We start from the raw sequence: 19752 nt of genomic DNA, 5'->3' as shown, positions 1-19752 counted from the left end.
GGGAGTGACTTTCGTCCGGGGGGTGAGGACGCCGGTGTGACCCCTGCCCCGCGGGCGGAGCTCTCTCTCTGCTCTTTCTACCGTTCTCGAATTTCGGTGAGGACCACGCCGTCGTCTTGGCCCGACCACGTCCCGGTGAGTCCGATCGCCGGGGCGGGCCCGGGGGCCGGCCGGCGGTACAGGGTCAGCTCCAACCGGTCGTTTCTAAGCGTGGCTCCGCTTGGCCCGTCAACGACGATCTCGAAGCCGTCGACTGGCACCCGCTCTTGACTCCATCCCCCGCCTCGGATGCGGACATTGCTCGGCGCGACGTGCCAGCGGTCGTCGTAGAGGATCATGCCGAGTGCCTCGCCCTGACCGGTCATGGTCACGGCGGCAAGCATGCTGGTGAAACGGGGATCGCGGAGACCGTCGTACACCCAGCGGGCGCCGAGGACAGAGTGCTGCATCTGCCCGACGAGCGCTTCGGCCGCGCCCTCCAGAGGCTGGTCCCGGTAGGTGAGGGGAGCCTGGTACACCGCCCCGCCTGCGCTGAAGAGCAGGGTTTCCATGCCCACGCTGCCGTCGGGGTCGTCGAAGCGGTAGGACCCGATCATCTCGATGGGATCGGAGGCGGCCGGTCCCCACGACTGCGTCGGGGACCACGTCCCGATGAGCTCCGCTTTGGTCGGGGTGACGCTGGCCTTGTGGAGCCTGCTCATCGCGTCACACTAACCGCCGGCGATGCGGCCTCGACCGTGCCGAGGCTGCCTCCGAGAGCTATCTTCCCGCTGCATGACGGGGGTCGATGAAGCTGATGGGAGGGTCCGGCGCGGGCAGCGCAACAAGGAGGCGGTGGTCACCGCGCTCCTGGCGCTCATCGAGGAGGGCGATCTTCAACCGAGGGCTCGCGACATCGCGGCGCGAGCCGGGCTGTCGCTGCGTAGCGTCTTCAGTCACTTCGACGACGTCGAGGCGCTCTACTGCGAGGCGGGCACCCGGACCCTCGGCGCGATCGAGCCGATGCTGGCCCCCGCCGATCCGCTTCTCCCGCTGGCCGATCGGGTCGCAGTGGTGGTGTCCCGGCGCGTCGGCGCCTTAGAGGTGGTGGCGCCTGTGGCGTCGGCCGCCCGGTTGCGGGAGCCGTTCTCCGCCCAGCTGAGAGCGAACCGCGACGCAGTCAGACAGCTCTTCTTGACCCAGATCGAGTGCAGCTTCGCCGCCGAACTGGGTCGCCTCGACGGCGACGAGCGGCGGGTAACCGTAGACGCGCTCCTCCTCGCTGGGAGCTTCGCAGCTTGGTACACGCTGCGCGAGGAGCACGGCTTGACCGTCGAGGCCGCGTCGGCGGTGTTGCAGCGGACGGTGGAGGGGATCCTCTCCTCCACGGGGGCGGCCCAGCTGGCCTGCCGGGATGGCATGCCGGCCTGACCTTGCGCCTTGTTGCACGGGTAGTGCTACTTTCTGTGCCGCTTGGCACAGGAAGGTACCAGGCGAGGATTCCAGCAGAGTTGCCAACCGGGCTGCGGGCGGTCCGGCCGGCGGAGCAGCCCTCCTTCGCGGGAGGCGCGCCCGGCGGCCGAGCCAGAGCGCCGCCCGTCTCGCAGCGACAGATGGAGCCTCCCACCGCAGCACGCACCCAGGGGGAACCCTTTGAGCACCACCACCGTCCAGGACGGGTCCGGCGCCCGGCCGCGCCCTTCGTTCATGTCCAGCATCGGCCGGCGCCAACTGGAGCACTACCCCGAATCGGGGATGCGGTACTTCCAGCTGGCCCTGGTCGTGGTCGTGACGGTCGTCTTGTACTACGAAAACTACGTGGGCAGCGGCGTTGCACCGCAGCTGCTGGCCAACTTGCACATGTCCTTCACCTACTACGTCGTGTCGCTGGCCATCGCCAACGGCGTGGGCGCGTTGGCCTCAGTGGCCGCCGGCCTGGCTGACCGTCTCGGGCGCACCAACCTGGTCGTCTACGGAGTTGCAGTGACCGGGGTGATCATGGCCTTCGGCCTGCCCAACTCGCACAGCAAGCTGGTCTTCGTCACCCTGAGCATCATCATCGGCTTGGTCGAGGGCATGGTGCTAGTCGCCACGCCGGCGCTGGTCCGGGACTTCTCACCCCAGGTGGGGCGCGCCACCGCCATGGGTTTTTGGACCATGGGCCCGGTGCTCGGCAGCCTGGCGGTCAGTGTCGTCGCCACCCAGACGCTGCCCACGGTCAACCCCGACTGGCAGGGACAGTTCCAGGTCTGCGGAGCGGTAGGCCTGGCTGCCTTCGTGCTGGCCTTCATCTTCTTGAGGGAGCTGTCGCCGCAGCTGCGCGACCAGCTCATGGTCGACCTGAAAGAGCGCGAGCTGATCGAGGCGCGGGCGAAGGGCATCGACGTGGAAGCGTCGCTGCAGCACCCGTTCCGCCAGATGGTCCACGCTGACGTCTTGGTGTCGGCGCTCGGCATCTCGCTCCTGTTGCTCATTTATTACACCGCCGTGGCTTTCGGGGCCGTGTTCCTCGAGACGGTGTTCGGTTTCAGCGCCAACCAGGCCAACGGGATCGGCAACTGGAACTGGGCGGTCGACGCCGCGGCCCTGCTCGTCGTCGGCCTCGTGTCGGACCGGCTGCGGGTGCGCAAGCCGTTCATGGTCATCGGAGGGGTGGGCGCCGCGGTGATGATCGTCATCTACCTGCTTAAGGCGACCCACCACCCGAGCTACCACACCGTGGCGCTGATCGTCAGCCTCCTCGCGGTGGCGCTCGGCTGCGCGTTCGCCCCGTGGATGGCCAGCTTCACCGAGACCGTCGAAGCCCGCAACCCGGCTCTGACCGCCACCGGTCTGGCCATCTGGGGCCTGACTCTGCGCATCGTGGTCTTCGCGGCGTTCCTCGTGCTGCCCGCCATCGTGACCTCGACCAGCCCGCTGGTCGACCAGGGCCCCCGGGTCCAGGCACTGGCCACCAAGTACGCCGCCCAGTTGGCGACCGCGGCCAAGCTGGACAAGTCCACCTCCGCGGCCCTGGCCGCCAACCCGACCGACCCTGCCACGCAGGTCAAGGCCCTGAGCGAGATCTCCGGTAAGTCGGTGGCCCAGGTCGCCGCGGTGGTCACCGCCTCGACGGTCTACGCCCAGCAAGTGGCCACCCTCGGGGCTGTCGACCAGGCCACCCTGCTGCAGGCTCAGGCCGGCAACACGGCGGCCCAGGCGTCCGCCGTGGCGCAGATCGCCAAGAAGTTCAACATCGGGGTGCCCGAGGCGACTCAGCGCCTGATCGCCTTGAGCAAGGTGCCGCAAAGCACGCTGGTGGCCCTGGCCACTTCCGGTGCTGCGGTGCAGTCCGCGGCTGCGCAGCTCAAGGCTCTCGGTGCCGTACCGGTGTCGGACCTGTCGTACCTCCAGGCGCACGCCGCGTCGGTGCAGAAGGCGTCCAAGGACGCCCCGCACCAGTGGCAGGACTGGTACTGGGTGTGCTTCGCGGGGGCGGTCATCTTCGTCCCCGCCACCTTGCTGATGAAGGGTCGCTGGAGCCCCAAGAAGGCCAAGGCCGACGCCGAGGCCCACGAGGCGGTCGTGGCCGAGCAGCTGGCTGCGTTGCGAGCTGCCCGCGCCTGACCGGCGCTTTCATACGCCCCGGTGAGCAGCCGCGCGCCTTCGAGGCGCGCGGCTGCACACGACCGGTGGCCGCGTCGGGTGCGCCGCCGGGTCACCGGATCCGTGTCAGGGTGCCCGGGTCGGGTGTTGATCCAGCAGGCGTGTTACCTGCCACATCAACATCGGTCACCGCGCGATCGCGCAGCCGACCAGGCAATCCTCTGCTCGACGGCGTTGGAGCGACAACGCCTGCTCCGCCGGCTGCTCCGCCGGCTCGCGCCTACTTGGCGGAGGTCAGGTCGTACACCGTCTGGCCGGCGATGGTGGTGGTCTTGTAGTGGGCGGCCACCCATGTGCTGATGGCGCCGGAGGAGCCGCCACCCCTCGGCCCGCCGCCGGAGGCGACGAAGTAGTGGATCTGGTGCTTGGCGACGTACGACTGGAAGGTCGTTAGGGAGAGGTTGCCGCCCTCGCCGCTGAACCCGCCGATCGCCATGACCGGCTCGCCCGAGGCCAACTCGAGGGTGGCAGCGGACTGCGAGCCGAGGGTGGCGGCGGCCCAGCGGTAAGACGAGGCGCCGCTGCGCAGGGCGGCGGTGAGCGCCGAGCTGACCGTGGAGCTCCCGCCGACGCCCGGCCCGGCCCCGCCGCCAGTGTTGAGGGCGCCAGCGCCGCCGCGCTGGAAGTCCACCGGCGGCGTGGCGCCCTGAGCGCCGCCGAGGATGCCCAAGGGAGCTCCCGCTCCGCCCGGGCCCCCGGAGCTTCGCGAGCCACCGGCGGGCCTACCGCCCGAGGGCGGGCGCCCGGCGAACCCGCCGCCGGCGAACCCGCCGCCGGCGAACCCGCCGCCGGCGGTGGCCGGCCCGGCGGAGGGGACGCTGCCGGTGTGGGGGGTGAGGATGGTGGTGGCCGCGTACGCGGCCGGCGCGGCGAGGCTGGCCACGAGGCCGACGCCGACGGCCACCGACATAGCCCGGCTGGCGAGGCGGCCCATGTAGGGGGCGGAGATCAGCGCAGCGCCGGCCGCGACGCCGGCGACCAGGATCGCGCTGCGCAGCCAGGGATGGTAGGTGGGTGACCGGTCGAGGAGCACCGCCGCCCATACCGCCGTGCCCGCCAGCGCGGCCGCTCCTAGCAGCCGGGCTGCCAGGCGGTGGCGGGCCTGCCACACCAGCGAAACGCCGATGCCGAACAACGCGGCGATGGCCGGGGCCAGGGCCACCGTGTAGTAGGTGTGAATGACGCCCTTGCCGAAGCTGAACACCGCAGCGGTCACGAGCAGCCACGTCCCCCAGAGCAGCAGGCCGGCGCGGGTCTGGTCGGCCCGAGGCGCCCGGCCCCTCCACGCCAGGCCCGCGACCAGGGTCAGCAACGCCGCGGGCAGCAACCACGACGCCTGCCCGCCCATCAAGGTGTTGAACAGACGGAACACGCCGGTCGCGCCGCTGAAACCGCCGCCGTTGCCGCCGGCCCCGCCGCCGCTTCCCGAGAGCCGACCGAAACCGTTGTAGCCGAAGATCAAGTTGACGATGCTGTTGGTCGGCGAGCCGTCGATCATCGGCCGGGACCCGGCAGGCCACAACGCGACAGCCGCCACCCACCAGCCCGCGGACACGACGATGGCCACACCGCCGAGCAGCAGCTGCGCGACGCGACGCCGCAGGGCGCCGGGCGCGGCCAGCAGGTACACCAGCGCGAACGCCGGGATGACCATGAAACCTTGCAGCATCTTGGCCAGGAAGGCGAAGCCGAGCAGCGTCCCGGTCGCGACCAACCAGCGGGTGGATCCTGCGTCAACGGCCCGCACGAGCGTATAAGCGCCGGCCACGAGGAGCAGGGTGAGAAGCGCGTCGGGATTGTTGAACCGGAACATCAACGCGGCCACTGGGGTGGCGGCCAGCGCCGCGGCGCTCACCAGGCCGGCGGGGGCACCGAACCAGCGCTTCACGGTGGCGTAGAGCAACGCCACCGACCCGACGCCAGCGAGGGCCTCAGGCACCAGCATGCTCCAGCTGTTGAACCCGAACACCCGCCCGAAAGCGTCCATTACCCAAAGCGCCGCCGGCGGCTTGTCGACGGTGATGAAGTTCGACGAGTCGAGCGAGCCGAAGAACGTGGCCTTCCAGCTCCTGGTGCCCGCTTGGACCGCCGCCGCGTAAAAGCTGTTGGCGTATCCCGACGCGCTCAGATCCCACAGATAGCCGGCGGCGGTCAACACCAGCAGGATCGCCAATGCCGGCCTGACCCAGCGCGGCGCGCCCGGCGAGGCGCCGCGCAGCTCGCCGCCGTCCCCGCCGTCATCGGCATGCGGGCCGGGGTGTGCCAGTGCCGCCCCGGGCGGCCACGCGGCGACGGAAGCGGAGGAATCCCGGGTGACGGTCATGGCGCCATCGTGGGGGTCGAAGCTCTGAGGCGCCGGGGGCGATCCTGGGAACTCCATGGGACTTGGGTGCAACACTGACGGGCATGCCGACCCCCAACCACCGTGTCGTCACAGCCAACGGCATCCGGATACATCTCGTGGAGGAGGGGGCCGGACCGGCGGTGCTGCTGGTCCACGGCTTCCCCGAATCCTGGTACTCGTGGCGCCATCAACTGCCGGCCCTGGCCGCTGCCGGGTACCGGGCCATCGCCATCGACGTGCGCGGCTACGGCCGCTCGTCGACTCCGGCAGCAGTCGACGCCTACCGGATGACCCAGCACGTGGGCGACAACGTCGCAGTCCTCGACGCGCTGGGCGTCGACACCGCCGTCGTCGTCGGCCACGACTGGGGGTCGCCGATCGCGGCCAACACCGCCCTGCTGCGCCCCGACCGGTTCCCGGCCGTGGCCCTCCTCAGCGTCCCCTACGCCCCCAGGGGCGACGGCCTCCCGACGGCGTCGTTCACCTCCATGGGAGGCGACGAAGAGTTCTACATCATGTACTTCCAGCAGCCGGGTCGGGCAGAAGCCGAGATCGAGCCGGACATCAGGTCATGGCTGCTCGGGTTCTACGTGGCGGCCTCAGGTGAAGCGGTGCGGGCCCCCGACGGCGGGACGATCACCACCGTCCGCCCGGGCGGCCAGCTCAAGGACCGCTTCGTGTATCCCGAGGTGATGCCGTCGTGGCTGAGCGACGCCGACCTCGACGTGTACACCGCGGAGTTCGAGTACTCCGGGTTCGCCGGCGCGCTCAACCGTTACCGCAACGTCGACCGGGACTGGGAGGACCTGTCGGCGTGGTACCGGGCGCCGATTACCCAGCCGTCGCTGTTCATCGGCGGCGAGCTCGACGGCCCCACCCGGTGGGGTCAGCGGGCCATCGACCGCTACCCCCAGACCCTGCCGGGGCTTCGAGGCAGCCACGTCCTCGCCGGCTGCGGTCACTGGGTGCAGCAGGAGCGGCCTGCGGAGGTCAACGAGCTGCTGGTCGGGTTCCTTTCGTCACTGGCCTGACGCGCAGAGGGACCGAGCCGGAGGGCGAGCCGGGAGGGACCGAGCCGGGAGGCTTTGGGCGCCACGGCGGAGTCGTGATCAGGGACGCCGTAGTGACGCCCGGTCCGGTGCGCCCCGCGCAGCGAGCCGCGCTCAGTGGGCCAGCGGCTTGGTGATCTCGTCGATACGAGCGACGACATCATCGCTCAGCAGCGCCAGCACGTCGAGGGCCTCCATGTTCTCGCGGACCTGCTCCACCCGGCTGGCGCCGGTGATGACCGTCGACACCCGCGGGTTGCGGGCGCACCAGGCCAGCGCCAGCTGCGACATCGTGCAGTCCAGGCCGTCGGCGACGGCCTTCAGGTCCTTCATCGCCGAGGTACTCTCGGGGTTGGTCAGGCTCTTGCGCAGCCACTCGTAGCCGGGCAGGGCGCCCCTCGATCCCTCGGGGATGCCGTCGATGTACTTGCCTGACAGCAGCCCCGACGCCAGGGGGCTCCAGGTGGTGAGCCCGAGGCCGATGTCGTCGTAGAGGCGGGCGTACTCCCTCTCGACCTTCCGGCGGGCCAGCATGTTGTATTGCGGCTGCTCCATGACCGGCTTGTGAAGGTGGTGGCGCTCGGCCACATCCCACGCGGCCCGGATCTCGTCGGCGGACCACTCCGACGTCCCCCAGTAGAGAGCCTTGCCGCTGGAGACGATGTCGGACATGGCCCACACCGTCTCCTCGATCGGCGTCTCGGGGTCGGGACGGTGGCAAAACAGCAGGTCCACGAAGTCCAGACCGAACCGCTCCAGGGACCCGTCAATGGCGTGCATCAAGTACTTGCGGTTGAGCGTGTTCTTCATGTTGACCACGCCCTCCTCCAAGCCCCAGAACAGCTTGGTCGACACGACGTAGCTGTGGCGGGGCCATCCCATCTCCGCGAAGGCCTGGCCCATGATCCGCTCCGATTCGCCCCCGGCGTAGGCCTCGGCATTGTCGAAGAAGTTGACTCCCGCGTCGCGGGCCGCGGCCAGGCAGTCGAGGACCAAGTCGCCTTTCAGCTGGGGCCCGAAGGTCACCCACGAGCCGAATGACAACAAGCTGACCTTCAGGCCGGCGGGACCGAGACGGCGGTACTCCATCGATGTGCTCCGTTCTGCGATGCGTAGTGCGGGGATCTGTGCGAAGGGGTTGCAAGCGAACCCGGACCCAACCTACAGAGGGTCGGGTCCTTGGTCGTCGGGGATCGTGAGACGGTCGCGCTGGACCTTGCCGATCGCGGTGCGCGGCAGCGACTGCACGAGGACCAGCTGGCGGGGAGCCGCGAAGCCGGCCAGCTGGTCGCGCACCAGCGCCCGCAGATCGTCGAGGGCCGGCGGGCCGCCCGGGTCGGGGACGACCCACGCCACCACCCGCTGGCCCCAGTCGGGGTCGGGCCGGCCGGCCACCGCCACCTCCCTGACGCCGGGATGGGTTCGCAGCACGTCCTCCACGGGTGTCGGCCACACGTTCTCGCCGCCGGTGATGATCATGTCGCCGATGCGCCCGTCCACGCGCAGGCGCCCGTCGGGACCGAACGACCCGGCGTCGCCGGTCGCCAGCCACCCGCCGGCGCCGAGCGGGTCGGTTTCGCCGGCCGGCCCGCGATACGCCCGCAGCAGCATCGGTCCCCGGAGGCTGATCTCGCCGGTGCGGTCATCGACGCGGACCTCCACACCGTCGAGGGGCACCCCGTCGTAGACCACCCCGCTGCCGGTCTCAGTCATCCCGTAGGTGGTCACGACGTTGGCCGGCAGACCGCCGGGAGGGGCCGAACCGCCGAGGACCACCGTCCGCCACCGGTCCGCGCCCACCCGGGCCAGCGTCGTGGACACGAGCGACACGAGGACCTCGGGCCCGCTGCGGGCGATGACCTCCTCGGCGTCGAACCCGGCCAACACCTCCACCGGGGTTCCGGTCACCAACGCCCGGGTCACCACCGACAGCCCGCCTACGTGGTTGAGCGGCAGGCACGCCAACCACCGGTGTCGCGTCGGGTCGACGGCCAGGCGGTCGGAGGTGGCCCGAGCCGACGCCGCCACCGCGTCGTGGGTGAGCACCACGCCTTTCGGCACGCCGGTCGTGCCGCTGGTGGCCATCACCAGCGCGTCGCCCTCCGATGTGGGTAGCGGGTCGGGTAGCGGACGGGTCCCTGAGCGCCCCACGACCCGAGCCGGTCGGAGGCTGGCGAAGAGCGCGTCGCGCGCCGGTCCGGCGAGGCGCTGGTCGACGGGGAGGACCGCGTCTCCCTCCTCCCACGCCTGGGTGAGGGCGGCGACGAAGTCCGCCCCGCCGGGCAGGTCGAGCGCGACGAGGTCTGGCACCGGGCCAGTCTGCCGCTCGCGCCCGGCCTGGCCGCGGTGCGCCTCGAGGTGCCGGACCGGCGCCGCCGGCCGCATCCCTGGCCGCCCAAAGGCTGCACGTACCGGCGGCCGCCCGGTAGGTTCCGGCCCATGGTGTCCACCCCCCGGCAGCGGCCGGCGCCCGGCCCTTTGGGCAACCGATGGGTCCTCGGCTCCCGGCCGCGCACGCTCCCGGCGTCTGGCGTGCCCGTCATCGTGGGCACCGCGGCCGCGTCCGCCGCGGGTCACGTCATCTGGTGGCGGGCCGCCGCAGCGCTGATCGTGGCGCTCGCCATCCAGGTCGCGACCAACTACGCCAACGACTACAGCGACGGGATCCGAGGCACCGACGACACTCGGGTCGGGCCGGTTCGGCTGGTGGCGTCCGGTATGGCCAGCGCCGGAGCGGTGAAGCGGGCCGCGATCGGCGCGTTCGCGGTGGCCGGCGTGGCCGGCGTCGCCCTCGCCGCCGCGGCCGGGTGGTGGCTGCTGGCGGTGGGCGCGGCGTGCTTCGCGGCCGGGTGGTTCTACACCGGCGGCCCTCGCCCCTACGGCTATGCCGGGCTCGGCGAGGTGTTCGTGTTCGTGTTCTTCGGGTTGGTGGCGACCGTCGGGTCGGCCTACGTCTCCTTGGAACGGGTCACGGCTCTGGCCGTGGTGGTCGCAGTGCCGGTCGGCTTGCTGTCTGTCGCCCTGCTCGTGGTCAACAATCTCCGGGACGTAGCTGGAGACGAAATGTCAGGCAAGCGGACCTTGGCGGTGCGCCTCGGCGCGCCGACCACCCGGCTCTTCTACGTGGCGTGCCTGGCCGGCGCATACGTCTTTGTGGTCGTGGCCGCCCTGGTAGGCGGCTCCGCGTGGATCCTGCTCCCCGTGCTTTCCCTCCCGGTCGCGGTCGCGCCGGCCCGGCGGGTGCTGGCCGGCGCCGCTGGCCGGGACCTGATCGAGGTGCTCGGCGCGACCGGCCGGTTGGTGCTCGTGCTCGGAGCGCTCCTCGCTGCCGGCCTGGCCGTGTGACCTGCTCTGGAGGTGGGGAAAGGGGCGGGGCGTCCCGAGCGCTAGCGCCGGGGCTCGCGGGCTGTGACCGCCAGGATCTACCGTGCGTCGGGATGCGCCACGCCGGTCAACCACTCACGCACCGTCGACGCGAACGCCTCTGGCTGCTCCAGATGGCAGGCGTGCCCGGCTCCGGCCAGCACTTCGAGGGTCGCTCCGGGGCCGATTCCCGCCGCCAGCCGCTGCGCCCGCTCGGTGTAGGCGCCGTCCAGGCTGCCGGCGATGACCAGCACCGGCATCGCGAGCTCCCCCAGACGGTCCCACAGCGGCTGCTGGGTGCCGGTGCCGGCCAGGCGCAGGCTCGACGCCAGCCCGGCGGCGCTGCCCCCCAGGCGGCTTTCGATGGCCGCCGACGCGGCGGGCAGGGTGGCGAAGAGCGGCCGTGTCAGCCACCACGCCACGAACGCCTCGACGCCCTCGGCCTCGACCCGCTCCGCCAGCCGTTCGTCGGCAGCCCGCCGGGCGGCTCGCTCCTCGGGGTCGTCGATGCCGGCGGTGGCGCTGACGAGCACCAAGGCGTCGACCAGGTCGGGTCGGGCCAGCGCCAGGTGCAGCGCCAGGCGCCCGCCCATCGAGTAGCCGACATAGCTGGCCGGCCCGACCGTCGCGCCGATGAGCTCGGCGCCTTCCCAGAGGTCGGTGTTGACTGCGGCGGAACGCCCGTGGCCGGGGGCGTCCACCGCCACGAGGCGCCACCGGTCGGCGAGCCGGCCGGCGACAGGCTCCCACGAGGCCGCCGACTGCGTGAACCCGTGTACCAGCCCGACGGTCGGCCCGGCCCCCCACTCTTCGATGTGCAGCGGTCCGGTGTCGGGCACGCGACGATCCTGCCATGACCGACGCCGACGTCCAGGCCAGCTTCGCCGCCGTGCTGGTCGATGAGTGGGTGGCAGCGGGCGTAACCGACGCGGTGGTGGCGCCGGGGTCGCGCTCGACGCCGATGCTCGTGGCCTTGGCGGCCGACAGCCGGGTGCGGGTACACGTGGTCCTCGACGAGCGCAGCGCCGGGTTCGTCGCGCTCGGCCTCGGCGCGGCGACGGGACGGCCGGCCCCGGTGGTGACGACCAGCGGGACCGCGGCCGTGGAGCTGCACCCCGCGGTGGTCGAGGCTGACCTCGCGGGTGTACCGCTGCTGGCGGTCACCGCGGACCGACCGCCGGAGCTGCACCACGTCGGGGCGCCCCAGACCGTGGAGCAGGTCGGCGGGTACGGGGCTGCGCCCCGCTTGACCCTGGAGCCCGGAGTGCCGGTCGCAGCCACCGCCCACACGTGGAGGGCGCTGGCCGTGCGAGCGGTCGCGGTGGCCACCGACGGCCCGCTCGGTCCGGGGCCGGTGCACCTCAACTTGGCTTTCAGGGAACCGCTCCTCGGCCAGCCCGACCCGGCGCTGGCCCCACCACGAGACGGCCGCGACCGTTGGACCGTCGGCTCCCGCCCGGTGCCCAGCGCCGTCGACGCTGCGGTCCTCGGGTCGCTCGTGATGCGCCGCGCCGAGGGCGGCATCATCGTCGCCGGCGCCGGCGCCGGGGACCCGCAACTGGTCCTCGACGTCGCCTCGGCCCTCGGCTGGCCGGTCCTGGCCGACCCCCGCTCGGGGGTGCGCGTCCCGCACCAGCGGGTGGTGGCCGCCGCCGACGCCCTGCTCCGAGGCGGCCCGGTCGCCGGGTGGGAACCGACCGCGGTGCTTCGCCTGGGCCGTCCGTGGGCGTCCAAGGTTCTCGCCCAGTGGCTGGCCCGGCCCCGCCCGGAGCTGGTCGACGTGCTCGTCGACCCGACCGGTCGATGGTCCGACCCCGACCAGCGGGTAACCCATGTGATCGCCGCCGATCCGGTCGGGGTGTGCCGGGCGCTGCTGGCCCGGGCCGGCGACGGCGGCCACGTCGCCAGCCGGTGGGCGGCCCGATGGGGGAGGGCCGAAGCCGCCGCCCAGAAGGCCATCGACGGCGCCCTGCCCGGGCCGGCGCTGAGCGAGCCGGGCATCGCCCGCCGGGTGCTGCGGGCGGTGCCCGAAGGCTCGGTGGTGGTGGCGTCCTCGTCGATGCCCATCCGGGATCTCGAGTGGTTCGGCCGGCCCCGCGCCGGCGTGCGGGTCCACTCGAACCGCGGAGCCAACGGGATCGACGGTGTCGTGTCGACGGCCATCGGCGTGGCCCTGTCGGGGGCGCCAACGGTCGGCCTGCTCGGCGATCTGGCTTTCGTCTACGACGCCGGCGCGTTGCTGTGGGCCGCTCGGCGCCCCGTCGAGTGCACCCTGATCGTGGTGGACAACCAAGGCGGCGGGATCTTCTCGTTCTTGCCTCAGGCCGCCGCGCTCGCCCCCGAACGCTTCGAGGCCTACTGGGGTACCCCCCACGGCCTGGACCTAGTGGCGCTGGCCCGCAGCTACGGGGTGGACGCGGAGGAGGTCGGGGATCTCGACGCGCTCGAAGCGGCGGCCGCCCGGCCGGGCCCCGGGCTTCGGGTGGTGGTGGCCCGCACCGACCGGCAGACCAACGTCGAGATCCACGATCGGGTCAACGCGGCGGTGATCGAAGCGCTGAACGAGGAGTTCGCCGCCAAGTAGCGTCGCTGCTGTGAGCGAACTCGATGCATGGGGACCCCTGGCCGCGCTGATCGGTGAGTGGGAGGGCGACGAGGGCCTCGACGTGTCGTTCTCCAACGAGCGGGGCACGATCCACGAGACGCCCTACCGCGAGAAGACGACGATGAAGCCGTTCGGCCCGGTGGAGAACGGCACCCAGAGCCTCTACGGCCTCGACTACCGCACCGCGGCGTGGAGAGGCGACGAGGAGAACCCGTTCCACACCGAGGTCGGGTACTGGCTGTGGGACGCCGCGGACGGCGTGGTCATGAGGTCGTTCATGATCCCCCGCGGGTCCGCGGTCATGGCCGGGGGGCCGGCCGACCCCGCCTCGACCAGGATGGTGATGCGCGCCGACTGCGGGTCGGAGATCTTCGGCATCCTGTCCAACCCGTTCCTGGCGGAGAAGGCCCGGACCAGCACCTACGAGGTGACCGTCACCGTCCACGACGACGGTACGTGGTCCTACGACGAGACCTCGACGATCGAGCACGCCCGGGTCGACGACCTGGTGTCTCACACCGACAGCAACCGGATGCGCCGGGTCGGCTGAACGGCCGCCCCTTCGTGGTCCGGCGGTCAGCGGTGGTAGGGGTCGACCAGGTCTGAGCCGAGCACCCGCTGGGCCAGCCCGTCGGGCTCGACGGCGGCCACGTCGAAGGTGCCGTCGGCTTCGAGCGACAAGGACAGCACCCCGCAGCGCTTCTCTCCGTAGAGGGGCTGGTGGCTGTCGGGGAGCACCGCCCAGGTGGTGGGCGCCCACACCTGAGCGACGCCGCCCCGCTCCGCCAGCCGATGCTGGTGGACGTGACCGCTGAGCACCGCCCTCAGGTTGTGGCCGACGGTCAGCTGGTCCAGCCGCCGGGTCGCCGGTTCAGGCGCGAAGCGCCGTCTCGACCCCTCTGCCCGCTCCTCCGCAGTGGTCGCCATCGGCTTGTGCATGACCAGCAGCAAAGGTCGGGTCGGGTCGAGGCCGGCCACGGTTTCCTCCACCCACCGCCATTGCAGCTGCTCGTCGTCGAGGCCGGACCCGAGCAGCTGGCCGTCGAGCGCCACGATCGTCCACCCGCCTGTGGTCGCACACCACCAGTCGGGGCCGAGCGCGTCGACCCAGCGGGCGCGGCGGTCGGCGTCGATGGGCACGTCCCTGCCGCCCTCAGTCGGCGGTGTGTCACCGGTGTCGTGGTTGCCCGGCACCGCCAGCCACGGGACCGCGAGCCGGTCGAGTTGGTCGCGGGCGGCGGCCAGCTCGCTTGGATCGTTGGCGCCGTCGAGGGTCACGTCGCCGGCGTGGATGACCAGGTCCGGTCGCAACGAGCCGACATGGTCTACGACGGCGTCCCAGCTGAGCAGCGCCTCGGGAGCCGCAGGGGAGAGGTGGGTGTCGGAGACCACGGTCACGCGGGCCACGGCGTGACCGTAGCCCGCCGCCGCCTCGGGGCGTCAGCAACGGGACAGTGTTCGCCTGCGGTTGCCCTCACCGTCACGGCCCGGACACCGCCGACCGACAGCGGCGCGGCGACGTGCAAGCATGAGCGTTCCCACGCCACCACCGATCAGGGATCGCATCATGACCTCGAGGCACACCCGCAGGCTGGAACAGCCAGATCAACCGGAGGCCGTGCTGGATCACATCGGCCCCGGCGCGGACCTGATCGTCCCGCTTCACCACGGCGAGCCGCATACCGTCATCGACGCCCTGGAGGCCAACGCGGAGCGCCTCGACGGGGTGCGCATCCACCAGATGGACTCGATCCGAGAACGCGACTACATCCGGGGCAAGTACCGCGGCCACCTGGACCACGTCAGCTACTTCTTGGGCAGCGGGAACCGCAACGCGTTCTGGGAGGGCGGCTGCGAGCTCGTGCCCGCCCACTTCAGCGAGGTACCGAAACTGCTGCGGGAAGGCACCCGCCACGACCTGGTCGTCGCCTCGGCCAGCCGGCCCGACCGGCACGGCTACTTCAGCCTCGGCACCAACGCCGACTACGCGGCGTCGTTCATCGGGGAGACCCCGTTCTTCCTCGAGGCCAACGCCCAGATGCCTCGTACCTTCGGCCAGAATCAGGTCCACATCTCCCAGGTCGTCGGGTGGTGCGAGGCTGACTACCCCCTCGACGAGACGCTGCCGGCCGGGCCCGACGTCCGGGACCAGCGGATAGCCGAGCTGGTCGCCGAGCACATCAGCGACGGTTCGTGCCTGCAAATCGGAGTCGGGCGCATCCCCAACGCCCTTTTGGCTGCGCTGAAGGACCACACCGACCTGGGTGTTCACACCGAGTGCATGTCCGACGGCGTGATGGACCTCGTGGAGATCGGCGCGGTGACCGGGGCGCGCAAGCAGCAGGACCGCAACAAGCACGTGGCGACTTTCGCCACGGGCAGCGCACGGTTCTACGACTGGCTGGACTGCAACTCGTCGGTGCTGATGCTGCCCGTCGAATGGGTGAACGACCCGAGGGTGGTGGCCATGGAACGCAACGTGGTGGCCATCAACGCCACCAGCGAGGTCGACCTGCTCGGCCAGGCCGGCAGCGAGACGATCGCCGGCCGTTACTGGTCGGGGTCGGGTGGTCAGTCAGACTTCAGCAGGGGGGCGATGTACTCCAAGGGAGGCAAGGCGTTTCTCGTGACCCACGCCGCGACCGACCACGGTGTGAGCCGGATCAAGGTGGAGTTGGGGCGAGGCACGCCGGTCACCGCGCTGAAAAACACCGTCGATCATGTGGTCACCGAGTACGGCGTCGCTCACCTGCGGGGCCGGAGCATCTCGGCTCGGGCCCGCGCCCTGATCTCCATCGCCCACCCCGACCACCGCGAAGAGCTGGAGATGGAAGCCAGGAAGGTCGGTTTGCTGCACTGAGCGCCTTTGGGGCGCCGGCGCGGCTAGGGGCGGACGATCGCCGCCAGCAGCGCCTGCAGCTTCAGCTGGGTCTCGGCCAGCTCCGCGGCCGGGTCGGAGTCGGCGACGACCCCGACGCCGGCGTACATCGACGCCCGGGCCCCGTCGAGCACCGCGGAGCGGATGCCGAGCGCGAACGCGCCGTCCCCGCGGGCGTCGACCCAGCCGACCGGGCCGGCGTAACGGCCCCGGTCGAAGCCCTCGACCGCCTGGAGGTGGGCTATCGCCGCCTTGGTGGGCGTCCCGCCGACCGCCGGTGTGGGGTGGACCTCCGCCACCATGTCGAGCGCGGTCGGCACCCGGCCCGTCACCGGATCGGCGGCGAGCCGCCCGGAGATAAACGTGGCCAGATGGGAGACGTTGCGCAGCCCCAGCACCGCCGGCTGGTCGGGGACTTCCAGCGACTCGCAGAACGGACGGAGGGCGGCGGAGAGAGTGTCGATCACCAGGTGGTGTTCCCACCGTTCCTTGGCCGACGCGAACAACCCGGCGACGAGCGCGTCGTCAGCCGCGGCGTCGCCGCTGCGGGCCACGGTCCCGGCGAGCGGGTGGCTCTCGATGGTCGTTCCCTGCCTACCGACGAGCAGCTCGGGGCTGGCCCCGACGAAGCCTTCGATGTCGAACACCATGCACGACGGGTACAGCGCCGCCAGGCGTCCGAGGATGTCGGCGGAGAGGAACGGCCGGTTGGCCTCCACGTCGACGCGCCGGGCCAGGACGACCTTGTCGAGCGCGCCGGCACGGATGCGATCGACCGCCTCGGCGATCACTGCCTGCCAGTCGTCGTGGGACAGCGACGGGACGAGAGAGAACCGGTCCGGTGGGCGGCCACCCTGGCGCCCGTCGGGGGGCAGGTCGGGGCGGCAACCCTCCGGTCCTACCACCGTGACCCACGACCCCTGCAGGTCGGTTCCCCAAAGCGTCCTGGGCACCACCAGGTGACCGCCGGCCGTCGGGTCGAAGGGGAGCGCGGCGAACGCGACGGGACCGGTGCCGGGTCGGCGCAGCCCGTCGCGGGTGTCGATCGACTCCAGGATCCCAGCCACCCGCCGCACGCCGTCGCGGTCGGCCAGCCCGCCGGGCAGGTCGATGCGCAGCGCCTCCCCGACGCCGGCGATGGCTCGGGTCTCGCTGCGCCACAAGAGCCCGGCCCGGTCGCCGCCGACGCTCAGCAGGTCGGGGGTCTCGGCCACTGCGACGGTGGTGGCGACAAGCGGAGCGCTCATCGGGCCCGCGTCGCGGTGATCAGCTGGCTGATCCCGAAGGACAGGAGACGGCGGCGGACGTCGTCGAAGCCGGCGCCCCGCAGCTGCTCGAGCATCTCCTCCGGCGCCGGCAGGTACGCCACCGACCGGGGCAGGTACGCGTACGCCGCCCCGTCGGAGAGCAGGGCCCCGACCCGGGGGACGACCTTGCCGAAGTACACGGCGTGCCCGGCTTTGAGCAGCTTGATCTCCGGTTCGGCCACCTCGAGCAGCGCGATACGCCCCCCGGGGCGGACAACCCGGCCCAGCTCGGCCCAGAGGGTGGGCAGGTCGGCGACGTTGCGCAGAGCGAAGCCGCTCACCGCACCGTCGAGAGACCCGGCAGCGAACGGCAGGTGAAGGCCGTCGCCGTGCACCAGCGGAGCGTCAGTCCGGGCGTGGTCCAGCATCCCCTTCGACAAGTCGATGCCGACCGGGCGCAGACCGGCGCCGGCCAGCACCGCGCACAGCTCTCCGGGGCCGCACGCCACGTCGAGCACCGACGCCCCTTTCCCCAACTCCAGCGCAGCCACAGCCTGCTTGCGCCACCCCCGGTCCATCCCGAAGGTCAAAAGCGTGTTGAGCAGGTCGTAGCGGGGGGCGATGGCGTCGAACATCGACCGCACCGCCCGGACCTTGGCCTCCCCCTCCGGCAGCGGAGCGGTAGGCGTCACTCGTAGTACCGCAACAGGACCTCAGCGACACACGACGGCTTGGTGGCGCCTTCCACCTCGAAGGTGTAGCGGATCTTCACCTGGGCGCCGCCGGGGATGTCGTCGACCGCGAGCAGCTCGCCGCCCGCCCGCAGCTTGGAGCCGACGGGTACAGGGGAGGGAAAGCGCAGCTTGTCGATGCCGTAGTTGACGCCCATCGAGATTCCACCGACCTGGAGGATCTCCTGGCCGACGACCGGCACCAGCGACAGCGTCAGGTAGCCGTGGGCGATCGGGCCCCCGAAGGGTCCGGCCTTGGCCCGCTCCACGTCGACGTGGATCCACTGGTGGTCTCCGGTGGCGTCCGCGAAGAGGTTGACCTGCTCCTGGGTGATCTCGCGCCACTCGCTGTAGCCGAGGTGCTCCCCGACCTTCGCCTTCAGGCCGCTGATGCCATCGATCTTGGTGGTCATGGGCCGCAGGCTAGAGCGTCGACCCGGGCAACCTCATCCCGGCGCAGCCTCATCCCGCCCTGGCCGGGCTACTTGAACCAGGTCTTTTGGTAGCTGCGGCTCTGCGGATGGAGGAGCAGGGCCACCAACGCGACCTCGAACAGCAGGCTGACGATCGTCGCGCCGAACCGGCCGGTGGCGATCAGCACCAGCGGCAGAAGAGCGATGGCCACGCCCAGCCAGTACCCCGCCTTCTTCTCGTTGGCGATGCCGAGGCCGGCGGCCACCGACCCGATCGTCAGCACTGCTCCGATCGGGAACAACGAGAACGCCACGCCGCCGATCAGATCGAACGCCGCGTTGATGTACATGATCATCGTGGCGATGTACAGGGTCTGGGGCTGGGTGCGATCCAGCCACTTGTTGGCGGCCATGGCATCAAGTATGGGCCACGCGAGGCGTTGGGGTCGGGCGGCTCCCCGGCCGATCAGGTTCGGGCTGCCAGCTGGCCGCAGGCGGCGTCGATGTCGGTGCCCCGGTTGCGCCGGATGGTGGCGTTGACGCCCAGGTCGGTGAGGCGGTCGCGAAACTGGCGTACCCGTCCCGGCGACGACCCCATGACCGCGTACCCCGGCGTCGGGTTGAGCGGGATGAGGTTGACGTGGGCGCCGAGAGGCACCGCAATGTCCGCCAGCTCGGCCGCGTCCTTGAACGAGTCGTTGACCCCGTCGATGAGCGCCCACTCGAACGACAGGCGCCGGCCCTTCGCGGCGAGGTAGGAGCGGCAGGCCTCGGTGAGCACCGACAGCGGGTAGCGCCGGTTGAGCGGCACCAGCTTCTCCCGCAGGCGGTCGTTGGCCGCGTGGAGCGACACCGCCAGGTTGACCGGTAGGGCCTCGGTGGCCAGGCGGCGGATCCCGGGGACTACGCCCACCGTGGACACGGTGAGATGGCGGGCGGAGATGCCGATGTCGTCGTGGAGGCGGGTGATCGCCGCCCACAGGCGGTCGTAGTTGGCGAGCGGCTCGCCCATGCCCATGAACACGATGTTGGAGACCCGCCGCTCGCCCTCCGGGTGGGCGCGGGCCTGGCGCATGGCGGCCACCACCTGCTCGACGATCTCGCCGGCGGTGAGCTGGCGGGTGAAGCCGGCCTGACCGGTGGCGCAGAACGAGCAGTTCATGGCGCAACCCGCCTGCGACGACACGCACACCGTGGTGCGGTCGCGGTAATGCATGAGCACGGTCTCCACCCTGGCCCCGTCGTGCAGGGCGAAAAGCCACTTGACCGTCTCGCCGCCGTCGGAGACCGACTCGGCTACCGGGGTGAGCGCGGGGGGGAGGGCCGAGTCGAGCCGCTCCCGGAGCGCGGCCGGCAGCTCGGTCATCTCGGCGGGCCGGCGGACGTTGACGTGCAGGCTGCGCCACACCTGCTCCACCCGGTAGCTGGGCTGGTCCGCCATCAAGTCGGCGAGCCGGTCGCGGGTGGCGTCGTAGGGGCCGGGCACGGCTGCCACGGT

Annotated in this window: 18 protein-coding genes; 7 read left to right on the top strand and 11 right to left on the bottom strand. The window is 71.5% G+C overall.

The window, feature by feature from the left end:
- Positions 1 to 77 precede the first annotated feature (77 nt).
- Positions 78 to 701, bottom strand: coding sequence for a maltokinase N-terminal cap-like domain-containing protein (locus tag K6U06_RS04700; protein WP_262320745.1), 624 nt, complete (start codon positions 699 to 701; stop codon positions 78 to 80).
- 73 nt (positions 702 to 774) lie between these two features.
- Between K6U06_RS04700 and K6U06_RS04695 the strand changes: the two genes are divergently transcribed.
- Together K6U06_RS04695 and K6U06_RS04690 are read left to right on the top strand one after the other, a co-directional pair.
- Positions 775 to 1410 carry a TetR/AcrR family transcriptional regulator gene (locus tag K6U06_RS04695; RefSeq protein ID WP_262320744.1) on the top strand — a complete coding sequence of 212 codons (636 nt, stop codon included), beginning with the start codon at positions 775 to 777 and terminating at the stop codon, positions 1408 to 1410.
- A 222-nt stretch (positions 1411 to 1632) separates the two neighbouring features.
- Positions 1633 to 3585: an MFS transporter gene (locus tag K6U06_RS04690; RefSeq protein ID WP_262320743.1), complete on the top strand. Its 1953-nt coding sequence runs from the start codon at positions 1633 to 1635 to the stop codon at positions 3583 to 3585.
- 259 nt (positions 3586 to 3844) lie between these two features.
- Here the strand turns inward: K6U06_RS04690 and K6U06_RS04685 are convergent, their stop codons facing one another.
- Entirely contained in the window at positions 3845 to 5947 is a 2103-nt protein-coding gene (locus tag K6U06_RS04685; RefSeq protein ID WP_262320742.1) for an ArnT family glycosyltransferase, read from the bottom strand.
- 83 nt (positions 5948 to 6030) lie between these two features.
- On the opposite strand from K6U06_RS04685, the gene K6U06_RS04680 reads away from it, so the two are divergent.
- On the top strand, positions 6031 to 6999 hold the full coding sequence (locus tag K6U06_RS04680; protein ID WP_262320741.1) for an alpha/beta fold hydrolase: 969 nt from the start codon (positions 6031 to 6033) through the stop codon (positions 6997 to 6999).
- 132 nt (positions 7000 to 7131) lie between these two features.
- Here the strand turns inward: K6U06_RS04680 and K6U06_RS04675 are convergent, their stop codons facing one another.
- Together K6U06_RS04675 and K6U06_RS04670 are read right to left on the bottom strand one after the other, a co-directional pair.
- The gene (locus tag K6U06_RS04675; RefSeq protein ID WP_262320740.1) at positions 7132 to 8106 is read right to left on the bottom strand and encodes a potassium channel beta subunit family protein; all 975 of its coding nucleotides are present in this window, start codon (positions 8104 to 8106) and stop codon (positions 7132 to 7134) included.
- 72 nt (positions 8107 to 8178) lie between these two features.
- Entirely contained in the window at positions 8179 to 9327 is a 1149-nt protein-coding gene (locus K6U06_RS04670; RefSeq protein ID WP_262320739.1) for a class I adenylate-forming enzyme family protein, read from the bottom strand.
- Between the two features lie 129 nt (positions 9328 to 9456).
- Here K6U06_RS04670 and K6U06_RS04665 point away from each other — a divergent pair, with 129 nt between their 5' ends.
- Positions 9457 to 10362: a 1,4-dihydroxy-2-naphthoate polyprenyltransferase gene (locus K6U06_RS04665; protein ID WP_262320738.1), complete on the top strand. Its 906-nt coding sequence runs from the start codon at positions 9457 to 9459 to the stop codon at positions 10360 to 10362.
- Positions 10363 to 10439: 77 nt separating this feature from the next.
- Here K6U06_RS04665 and K6U06_RS04660 read toward each other — a convergent pair whose 3' ends face one another.
- Positions 10440 to 11219, bottom strand: coding sequence for an alpha/beta fold hydrolase (locus tag K6U06_RS04660; protein ID WP_262320737.1), 780 nt, complete (start codon positions 11217 to 11219; stop codon positions 10440 to 10442).
- Between the two features lie 14 nt (positions 11220 to 11233).
- Between K6U06_RS04660 and menD the strand changes: the two genes are divergently transcribed.
- Positions 11234 to 12964, top strand: a complete 1731-nt coding sequence (gene menD / locus K6U06_RS04655) for a 2-succinyl-5-enolpyruvyl-6-hydroxy-3-cyclohexene-1-carboxylic-acid synthase (protein WP_262320736.1) — start codon at positions 11234 to 11236, stop codon at positions 12962 to 12964.
- 10 nt (positions 12965 to 12974) lie between these two features.
- On the top strand, positions 12975 to 13535 hold the full coding sequence (locus tag K6U06_RS04650) for a heme-binding beta-barrel domain-containing protein (RefSeq protein ID WP_262320735.1): 561 nt from the start codon (positions 12975 to 12977) through the stop codon (positions 13533 to 13535).
- Positions 13536 to 13561: 26 nt separating this feature from the next.
- Here K6U06_RS04650 and K6U06_RS04645 read toward each other — a convergent pair whose 3' ends face one another.
- A complete protein-coding gene (locus K6U06_RS04645) occupies positions 13562 to 14392 on the bottom strand; it encodes a metallophosphoesterase family protein (RefSeq protein WP_262320734.1) in 831 nt (276 codons plus the stop codon).
- Between the two features lie 160 nt (positions 14393 to 14552).
- Here K6U06_RS04645 and K6U06_RS04640 point away from each other — a divergent pair, with 160 nt between their 5' ends.
- Positions 14553 to 15845, top strand: coding sequence for an acetyl-CoA hydrolase/transferase family protein (locus K6U06_RS04640; protein WP_262320733.1), 1293 nt, complete (start codon positions 14553 to 14555; stop codon positions 15843 to 15845).
- Between the two features lie 23 nt (positions 15846 to 15868).
- On the opposite strand, the gene K6U06_RS04635 is transcribed toward K6U06_RS04640, so the two are convergent.
- From K6U06_RS04635 to rlmN, 5 genes are all read right to left on the bottom strand, one after another.
- Positions 15869 to 17110 carry an isochorismate synthase MenF gene (locus K6U06_RS04635; RefSeq protein WP_262320732.1) on the bottom strand — a complete coding sequence of 414 codons (1242 nt, stop codon included), beginning with the start codon at positions 17108 to 17110 and terminating at the stop codon, positions 15869 to 15871.
- Positions 17107 to 17802: a ubiquinone/menaquinone biosynthesis methyltransferase gene (locus K6U06_RS04630; protein WP_262320731.1), complete on the bottom strand. Its 696-nt coding sequence runs from the start codon at positions 17800 to 17802 to the stop codon at positions 17107 to 17109. The genes K6U06_RS04635 and K6U06_RS04630 overlap by 4 nt, the downstream gene beginning before the upstream one ends.
- Entirely contained in the window at positions 17799 to 18254 is a 456-nt protein-coding gene (locus K6U06_RS04625) for a MaoC family dehydratase (RefSeq protein WP_262320730.1), read from the bottom strand. The genes K6U06_RS04630 and K6U06_RS04625 overlap by 4 nt, the downstream gene beginning before the upstream one ends.
- A 68-nt stretch (positions 18255 to 18322) precedes the next feature.
- Positions 18323 to 18667: a hypothetical protein gene (locus K6U06_RS04620; RefSeq protein ID WP_262320729.1), complete on the bottom strand. Its 345-nt coding sequence runs from the start codon at positions 18665 to 18667 to the stop codon at positions 18323 to 18325.
- A 53-nt stretch (positions 18668 to 18720) separates the two neighbouring features.
- Positions 18721 to 19749 carry a 23S rRNA (adenine(2503)-C(2))-methyltransferase RlmN gene (gene rlmN / locus K6U06_RS04615; RefSeq protein WP_410050979.1) on the bottom strand — a complete coding sequence of 343 codons (1029 nt, stop codon included), beginning with the start codon at positions 19747 to 19749 and terminating at the stop codon, positions 18721 to 18723.
- Between the last annotated feature and the right edge of the window lie 3 nt (positions 19750 to 19752).

The sequence above is a fragment of the Acidiferrimicrobium sp. IK genome (genome assembly GCF_025499425.1).
GTDB lineage: Bacteria > Actinomycetota > Acidimicrobiia > Acidimicrobiales > Palsa-688 > Acidiferrimicrobium.
Note: the sequence above shows the minus strand (reverse complement) of the source record. Positions and strands in the feature narration are given on the sequence as shown.